At 45.4% G+C, this 8,400-nt stretch carries 9 protein-coding genes; 3 read left to right on the top strand and 6 right to left on the bottom strand.

Annotated elements, in window-relative coordinates:
• Positions 1–420 (top strand): hypothetical protein (locus VIM87_RS05530; RefSeq protein WP_331996013.1); only part of this gene is annotated, 420 nt, incomplete at its 5' end.
• 46 nt (positions 421–466) lie between these two features.
• Here the strand turns inward: VIM87_RS05530 and VIM87_RS05535 are convergent.
• Genes VIM87_RS05535 through VIM87_RS05545 form a run of 3 tightly spaced genes read right to left on the bottom strand, consistent with a single transcriptional unit; the run spans position 467 to position 3,223 of the window.
• A complete protein-coding gene (locus tag VIM87_RS05535; RefSeq protein ID WP_331996014.1) occupies positions 467–1,060 on the bottom strand; it encodes a Crp/Fnr family transcriptional regulator in 594 nt (197 codons plus the stop codon).
• A 33-nt stretch (positions 1,061–1,093) separates the two neighbouring features.
• Positions 1,094–2,323: a fumarylacetoacetate hydrolase family protein gene (locus VIM87_RS05540; protein ID WP_331996015.1), complete on the bottom strand. Its 1,230-nt coding sequence runs from the start codon at positions 2,321–2,323 to the stop codon at positions 1,094–1,096.
• A 24-nt stretch (positions 2,324–2,347) separates the two neighbouring features.
• Positions 2,348–3,223 carry a DUF6268 family outer membrane beta-barrel protein gene (locus VIM87_RS05545; RefSeq protein ID WP_331996016.1) on the bottom strand — a complete coding sequence of 292 codons (876 nt, stop codon included), beginning with the start codon at positions 3,221–3,223 and terminating at the stop codon, positions 2,348–2,350.
• Positions 3,224–3,629: 406 nt separating this feature from the next.
• On the opposite strand from VIM87_RS05545, the gene VIM87_RS05550 reads away from it, so the two are divergent.
• On the top strand, positions 3,630–4,637 hold the full coding sequence (locus VIM87_RS05550) for an NAD(P)-dependent alcohol dehydrogenase (RefSeq protein WP_331996017.1): 1,008 nt from the start codon (positions 3,630–3,632) through the stop codon (positions 4,635–4,637).
• 1 nt (position 4,638) lies between these two features.
• Positions 4,639–5,277 carry a class I SAM-dependent methyltransferase gene (locus VIM87_RS05555; RefSeq protein ID WP_331996018.1) on the top strand — a complete coding sequence of 213 codons (639 nt, stop codon included), beginning with the start codon at positions 4,639–4,641 and terminating at the stop codon, positions 5,275–5,277.
• Between the two features lie 12 nt (positions 5,278–5,289).
• Here the strand turns inward: VIM87_RS05555 and VIM87_RS05560 are convergent, their stop codons facing one another.
• From VIM87_RS05560 to VIM87_RS05570, 3 genes are all read right to left on the bottom strand, one after another.
• Positions 5,290–6,396: a serine hydrolase domain-containing protein gene (locus VIM87_RS05560; protein WP_331996019.1), complete on the bottom strand. Its 1,107-nt coding sequence runs from the start codon at positions 6,394–6,396 to the stop codon at positions 5,290–5,292.
• 127 nt (positions 6,397–6,523) lie between these two features.
• Positions 6,524–7,702, bottom strand: coding sequence for an MFS transporter (locus tag VIM87_RS05565; protein ID WP_331996020.1), 1,179 nt, complete (start codon positions 7,700–7,702; stop codon positions 6,524–6,526).
• Positions 7,703–7,707: 5 nt separating this feature from the next.
• A partial coding sequence (locus VIM87_RS05570; RefSeq protein ID WP_331996021.1) for a glycoside hydrolase family 76 protein occupies positions 7,708–8,400 on the bottom strand: 693 nt, incomplete at its 5' end.

The following is an 8,400-nucleotide window of genomic DNA, read 5'->3' on the forward strand; positions in this document are numbered from 1 at the left end:
ATCCATACCAATGGCTTTAATATAGGATTGGTTAAGCATGAATATTCACATTTTCTTTTCGACAATGCTATTCCTCAGGACAATAACCCCGCCTTTTTTGTAGAAGGTTGTGTTGAATATGTAACAAACCTCAATGATAAAGATCTGTATAGTAAAAGGCTTGAAGTAGCAAGGGAATTCAGGGACACTTTAAACTACGCGGATCTGATAATAAATAACAGGGATTTTTATGGACAGTATTCCAGCGCTAACTATTCGATCTGCGGAGTGTTTGTAAAGTATCTTATCGATAGTTTTGGCGTTGAGGCATTCAAGCAATTCTGTTTGGCAGATAACAAGAGAATGAAGACTAAAGATATCTTTAAAATTGATTTTGATACCCTTGTAAATAATTACAAGGTCTGGTTAACCACGCTATAAAACAGCAGCTAAAAGTTGCAGGAATATCCCTGCAACTTTTTTTGTTTTAACCTCCGGAAGATATCGCTTTTCTTAGCCTGCTAAGGTGCTCCGGTGTTAGGCCCAGATATGATGCGATATAGTACTGCGGTACCTGCTGAATAATTTCCGGATAAGATGCCACAAAATCCCGGTACTGCTCTTCGTGAGAGGTGGCAATGATCCTTTTTCTTTTAGCTTCTGCACTGCAAAATACCTTTTCTATTATTAGCCTGCCGAATCGCTCCCATATCTTGTAATTATCAAACAAGGCATCTACTGCTTCTTTCTTTAGAATAAGCAGATCCACGTCTGTTAAGGCCTCCAGGTACTGTTTAGAAGGAGTCTTTAATATGAAGCTCTGATAGTCACTGGTAAATTGATTTTCACCAACAAAATCTACAGTTACCTCCTTGTCATGCTGATAGCTATATTCCCGTAATACGCCGGAATTCAAAAAAGCGATAAACGTACAAACCTGTCCTTCCTTCAATAGCAGCTCTTTCCGCTGTAATTTTTTAGGCTGCAGGATCTCCTCAAAAGCCAGCCATTCTTCCGTATTGGGCCGGACTATTGTTTCAATGAATGCTTTTATTTTTACCAGCAGTGCAGGATCTGTCATTTGATTGGTTTATGCCTCTTCAATAATCCGGTGTTAATTCTTAACGGTTGTTTTAATCTTTCCTAAAAAATTAATAGAACTTTCAACCACATCTCCAGGTTTAAGATAGTTCTTATTTTTCATTTCTTTTCTTAAGTACTGCTGCATAATGTATGGATGCATTTTTGTACCAAAGAACCTGGCGGTGACCAGGTATTTTGTGACCGCTGCAAAAATGAAGCCTTTTTTGGGCGCTTTTAATACCACGCCCGAAGGAGTTCCTGTTATAATGATACTGTTTGCCGGGATACAGGTACTGTTAAACAATGGCACTTTTTTATTTTCAAATAACCACCTCTTTTCCCCTTTCGAGTTCAGTGATTGTTCAATTATTTTGCTGATGTTCCAGACCATGTCTTTCGCATTTCCATTTTGGCGCACTTCCCCATTGACGAGCAAAGTTAACTGTAATTCTTTCACAAACGATGGCCAATTCCTTGGGATCACTATATAAGGACCTGTTGGCAGGAAACCCTTTTTACTTTTTGCATCAGGAAATCCTTTGCCGCTAAGTACATTCCTGCTATCCATTTCACGGATAAGCGTAGCCCTGTCTGTAAAGTCATTTACAACCAGAAAACCGATCATTATATGTTCAAGCTCTGTGGAGGAACACACCGATGAGGGAAATACGGCGCCAAGCTCCACCTCATGATCCAAAAGCCAGCCCGGGGTATAATTCAACTGGTGGATCGCCGGGTCAGTGTCCACTATTTTTGGGAACATAAAAGGTGCAATCTGGCCGGTTTCCCTGCCATGCTCAGCATAATTAATTCCTATAGCTATATGTTGTCCGCCATCAACAGCAGGCAGCAGGTCGCTGTATTTTAAAGTGATCTTATCTTTTCCGTTGGTGATAATTTTAACAACATCATCGAATTGCAGGTTTTGTATAACATCGAATGAATTACGGCCATACCGGTTTAATACATCACTGATATCAACACCTGTTACACTTTCACCGTCGTCTTTCTGCACCCCGAGTATATGGATCTGTCCATTTTTATTGAACCTGCTTAAGGTGAGCGCATCTTCCGTTGACTTTATAATTTGTACATCCTTATTATTATTTACAGCCCCGCCAGGGGTGGCTTTAACGGGAACAGTTCTTTGTGTGCCGGTTTTCATAAATTTCAGCGAAAGCAAATGGCTTGCAATGGCAGGGTAAATATCACACAAGGTTAAAAAGCCACCAACCGCCAATCCAATTAGTATTTTATTCATGATCTGATTTATTTGGATGAAACACTATTTTTTTCCGGGAACAATTCTATAGCTCAGTCCTATTTTGAATGTAAGACCGCTTTCCATTTCAGGATTGAGGGGATCCACCCGGTCACCCATTTCGTAAAAATCAATAAAGCCATCAGTCAGGTCATTCTTGTTGTAGATCTCCATGTTCCGGATCAGTGAATACGCCGCGGTTCCGCGAATTGCCCAGTTTTTAGAAATATAGTATTCTGCGAATAGACCGGGGTTGACGCTGTTGTATTCGAAATAACGATCCTGGTTGTTTAGCCGGTAGCTTGTTTGCTGTACGGATAAATTGAAACCGGCGTTTATTTTTTCGTTGATGCCATAGCTAACAGTAGCAGAAGATGGAAGATCCCCGAATACCCGCCATTTATCATTGACTTTCCAGTCCAAACCGGCCAGTACAATATATTGCGGGCCATAAAACTGTTTCCGGTAACCAAGGGTACCTCTCCAGGATAGATGGTCGCCTGCCTTGTAAGTTCCTCTGACCACGGCGCCAAACCTGATATCAGATCCCTTAATTTCTTTATAATCACTGTTCATAAACGGCATAAGAATAGTGGTGAGATTGAATTTCCTGCTAAGCATAACACTGTACCCAAATGTTGGTGAAATGCTGTAAACATTCTTAACTTCAAAATCCGGGTGGCTGCCGCCAAAGTCAAAAGCTTCCAGGTTACCTCCTATCAGCAGGTATTTGGATTTGTCCGGAGTAAGGAAAATGGGTAGGGTAGCTGAGATCTTAAAATTGCTGCCGGTAAATTTCTGGTCGTCGTGGGGCGCCTTAATCTTCAAAGGCATGCCTTCATAGCTAATATTTACCCCTTCAATATATCCCTGGCCGGCGCTTAACCCTGGTAAGAGCATACAGCATATTCCGGTACTTATTGCGCAAAACCATTGAAGGCATGCGGGTATTCGTTTGGTCAGTTTTGGATCTTTAAATTTCATTTGTCATTGTTTAGAATGAATTTGCTTTTGCAACGCGACAAAAGTATCAGATCCGGTCCGGGAGGTCATTGATGTTTATCAATATCGGGTGCAGGGGGTATTTTTCTGCGGCTACGGCAGGAAGAAAATCACTGTTACAGGTAATAAGATGTATTTCCTGTTAATGGCCAATAGATAGTTTTTACCTATATTACTACGGATATTTTGTTTCGGTATAGCAGTAGATAAGTTGGCGTTTTACAGAAGACCTACACCGTCAGCTATCTGATTATTTCCTCAGGAAAGTAGCATCATTAAAACCTATAAATCCTTCGGGCCAGTTATGAAAATTAAAGCATATGGAATTAAAGAGAAAGGTGGAAAAGCGGAGCCTTTTTACTATGAAAGATCCCTTGGTGAAAATGAGGTAAAAGTTAAAATTATTTATTGTTCTATTGCAAGAGGGGATGTTCAATACATAAGCAATGATTGGGGCGATACAAAATTCCCACTTGTTCCCGGGCATGAAATTGTGGGCGCTGTTGAGGAAACCGGCTCAAATGTAACAACGTTAAAAGCCGGCGACCTTGTTGGAATTGGTTATCAGCTGGAGGCCTGTTTTGAATGTGAGTTCTGTAAAGAAGGGAATGAACAATTTTGCGCACAGCAAAAAGTAATTGGCGTGGATTGCTATGGCGGCCTGGCGGAGCATATTGTTGTGGATAACAGGTTTGCCTTCAAACTTTCACCGGCGCTTCACTCCGCAAACTACGTTCCTTTATTATCATCTGGCCTTGCCGTGTATACAGGAATTATGAAAGCACAGCTGCCGGCCCATTCCGTTGTGGGCGTTCTGGGAGCCGGTGGCCTTGGGCAGATGGCCATTCAGTTCTTACATAAAATGGGACATAAGGTTTATGCATTTTCCCATTCTTTGGAAAAGAAGGAGATGATCAATCAGCTGGGAGCTGAATTTATACTGAGCTCAAACCCCGGTAGCCTGGCAGCTTTAGATAAGAAATTTGATCTTATTATCTCAACATTGAATGTGGAATATGACCTGGATGCCTTTTTGAGGATCCTTAAACCGCGGGGGCAGTTTTGCGTGGTAGCCTCGCCCCTGAAAAAGCAATCAATCAGCATTGGCCTGCTATACGACTATGCTCAACGAACCATTTACGGAAATTATGTGGGTAGCCGCAAGGATATGGTGGATATGCTTGATTTTGCGGCAAAGCATAATATGGAGAGCATGGTGGAGGTAATGCCATTCTCTGAAATGAATGAAGCAATAGAAAAGGTACAAACAGGTGCAATAAAGATCCGTTTAGTATTGAAAAACCAGGAATAATATGAACTCACAGGAAAAAGTATTACACTGTTACAATACGGTAGCCGATGACTACGCGGTTGAGCGTTGGGATGAGCTGAACCGGAAACATGTTGACCGCTTGTTATTGAAGGAGTTTGCAGCTGCCAATAAAGACAAGGGCCTGTGCGCCGATTTTGGCTGTGGCCCCGGACAAACAACAAGGTTCCTGTATGACAATGGCATGAGAGATCTCGTTGGTACAGATCTGTCGCCTGCGATGGTGAATGTTGCCCGGAAGCTTTCCCCTGAGATTAAATTTGAAACAAAGGACCTGTTAAAGATCGGTTTTCCGTCAGGGCATCTGGGGAGCGCGCTTGCATTCTATGCCATAGTACATTTTACTCTTGACCAGGTAAGGACCTGCTTCGGGGAAATAAACAGGGTGTTGAAACCCGGGGGCGATTTTTTATTTTCTTTTCACGTAGGGGATGAGATCGTTCATTTTGACAAAGCGCATGATAAAGAAGTAGATATTGACTTGTTCTTCTTTAAGACCGATGATATTGTGGCATTACTTGATGAAACGGGGTTGAATGTCATTGATGCCATAGAAAGGCGCCCGCATAAAGATATGGAATACCAAACCAGGCGGGCTTATATCTGGGCTGAGAAGAAATGAGGGGGAGGAGATTCAATCTTTTGATCCTGCAACCACAATGTCTGCCAGCTCCTCTTCCAGGTTATTACGGTTCGCGAGGCTATTGGTGAGGATCACAAAGCCGGCGTTAAGCTGCGGGAAACATTCCAGCGAGCTGCGGGAGCCACCTGTTCCGCCACCGTGTTCAAGCACCTTATAACCTTCGGGAGTGCTGTGAATAAACCAGTTCAGGCCCATGCCTTCCTTTTCGGTGCCGAATGTAACACGGTGGGAGAGTGCTATAGCGGGGCTGCCCTCTTTATTGTTGGCGCTGATAAATTTAACCATGTCGGCTGTGGTTGACCGCAATGCACCCATGGCTGGCAGTTTGGATATATCCCATAGGGGCACCACCTTCCGGTGCTCATCATGCGGCCAGGCAATGCGGCCGGCCGGCAACGATCGTATATCAATGCGGGTGTCCTTCATCTGCAGGGGAGTAAGGATGTTGTTCGATATCAATGTAAAGTAGTCCTGCCCGAAAGCATCTTCCAGTATGGTGCCCAGCAGGGCCACGGCCATGTTGGAGTAGGAGTAGACCTTGCCGGGCCGCCTGTCCATCTTCATCTGGTGCAGGCCCTCGTAAAGCAGCTGCCGGTTATAATCGCGCAGCGGATCAAGCGAATCATAATCCGGCCGTTGCCACATATTAGGAAAAATGCGCGTGATCCCTGAAGTATGGTTGGTCAGGTCACGGATCCTGATTGGTATTCCCTCGTAGCTCAGGTTCGGATAGTCCCCTTTCAGGTAGCGGCGTATATCGTCGTCCAGCCCGATCTTTTTGTCCAGTATGGCCTGTCCCAGTATAATGCCTGTAAATGTTTTGGTCGTTGACCCGATCTCATAAATAGTATGGTTATCCGGAAGCTGTTTGTTGCCGGCTTTTGTTTCTCCGTAATTATAAAAGTGTACAACGCCTTTCTGTACAATTCCTATGGAGAGTCCTACCGCTTTTTTATCATGAAAATAACGCCGTACGCTTTTATCAACCAGTGAATCCAGTTTGGTTTGGAGCGGATTGTCGCCTGGTATGGATCGTTGCTGGCCGCTGCAGGAGGAAACGGTTAGCACAAGCAGGGCATACAAAGTTGCACGAAGCATAAGGGTTTTGCTTTTGTTCATAAGAGCAGGTCTTGCAATGGGCTTTCATCTTCAATACGTTACCGGACACAATCTAATACAAATTCATATTATTATGCAACAATACGCCGGATGTGCCACGGGCCTATCATCTGCGCTCCTTTGCAGCAAGCCCCCAGTGGTAAAAACAGCATACCAGCAATACCGCTACCGCACCCCACTGCGCACCCGCAGCATCTGATGCTATTCCCATCAGGAAGGGAAAAATAGCCCCGCCGGAAACCCCCATGATCAGCAGGCCGGATACTTCATTGGAGCGGTCAGGCATCCGCTGCAGCGCAAAAGAAAATAATATGGAAAAGATATTTGCACAGGCGAAACCTGCCAGTGCAACACCCGCATAGATCGCAGCTGCATTTCCTGCAAACAATAACATCACCATGGCCACCACTGCTGCGAAAGCAGAAGCGCGGTAGAAAAGAAGGGCCGGCCATTTTGCCAGCAGTATGGCTCCCAGGAAGGCGCCCGCTGTTTTAAATACAAAGTAAATGCTGGTTACATAACCAGCCTGTGCCAACGGCATCCCGGTTCTTTCCATCAATATTTTAGGAGCGGAAACATTCAGGCCCACATCGATACCTACCAGGGTAAGTATCCCCAGGAAATAAAGGAAGATCTTAACATCGCCCAGCAGCGCAAAGCATTTCATGATGGTGGAGGTGTTTTCTTTACGGCTGTCCTCATGTACGGGGGTAACAGTCAGCCACAGGAACGAGAGCAGGGTAATACCGGCAAATATGGGGAACAGCCATTGCCACTGATTGAACCGTGCAACGGCAAAAGCCGCGATAACGGGGCCCAGGAAAGAAGATATTGCTTTAATGAACTGCCCGGCCGTTAAGCTGCTGGTAAGGCTGTCTTTACTCACTACATTTGAAAGCAAAGGGTTGAGAGAAACCTGCATGAGCGTGTTGCCTATGCCAATAAGCGCAAAGGCGGCCAGTATCACCGGCAGGTTGTAAGCCAGCAGGGGTACAAGCAAGCCAAGGCCTGTTACCACCATGCTAAGCTGTACGGTGCGTTTTCTTCCGATCCGGTTCATGAGCATGCCCGTGGGCACGGAAAAGATCAGAAACCAAAGGAAAACCGCCATGGGCAGCATGTTCGACAACGTATCAGACAGGTTGAAATCTTTCTTCACATAGTTGGTGGCAATGCCCACCACATCTGCAAAACCTACGATGAAGAACCCAAAGAGAATGGGCGCCAGCTGAAAAACATTTGATCCGGCAGATGCCGGCGGTGTATTGCTGATTGTTTGCGGCATAGCTGTTATTTTAAGTTCAGGAGCGCCATACGTGCGTATAGCTCTGCAATGCAGGCCTCGTCCAGCAGCCATTTCGGCTGGCCGGCTTCATCACGTACGCTGCTCCAGTTATGGTTAAGCAGGCCGTTACGGTCACGGTTATCCCATGCATGATCTACCCTTGCGATCATTGCTTTTAAATACTGCGGATCTTTCTCCACTTCATACAGCGCTTCATATCCGCGGGACAACACCGTGGCAAACCAGGGCAGATCGCAGAACTCACTGCGCAGGCCTTTCTCCGGCCGGCCAAAGTAATGGAAAGCAGCTACCGCAGTTTGCTTTGCATCCTGGTAATACTTTTCCTGTTTTGTAAAATGATACAGCAGCATGGCTGCTTCCAGCATGGAACCGGTGTTGTAGGTGTAATATACCGGGTTGCGGGCTGCTGTAGCGGTTTTAATGTCATTCACGTAAAGTCCGGCGGAATCGCGCAGGTGGCTGTTCATCCACTCATAAAAACGGATGCCCTGCTGCAGGTAACAGGGCTCCTTAGTAATTCCGTAAAGTTTAAGCGCAGCGAGTGTTGCCATGCCATTGCTGCAGGCCGGCTTCTGATCGCTGTGGCCTTCCAGCCAGGTAACGCCGCCGCCCAACACGTCCGTCCATCCGCTCATGATGAACGTAAACACCTCTTTTGCGCGGCTGAGGTACAGAGG

Origin of the sequence: Chitinophaga sp. (assembly GCF_036569125.1) — a bacterium.
Classification (GTDB): domain Bacteria; phylum Bacteroidota; class Bacteroidia; order Chitinophagales; family Chitinophagaceae; genus Chitinophaga.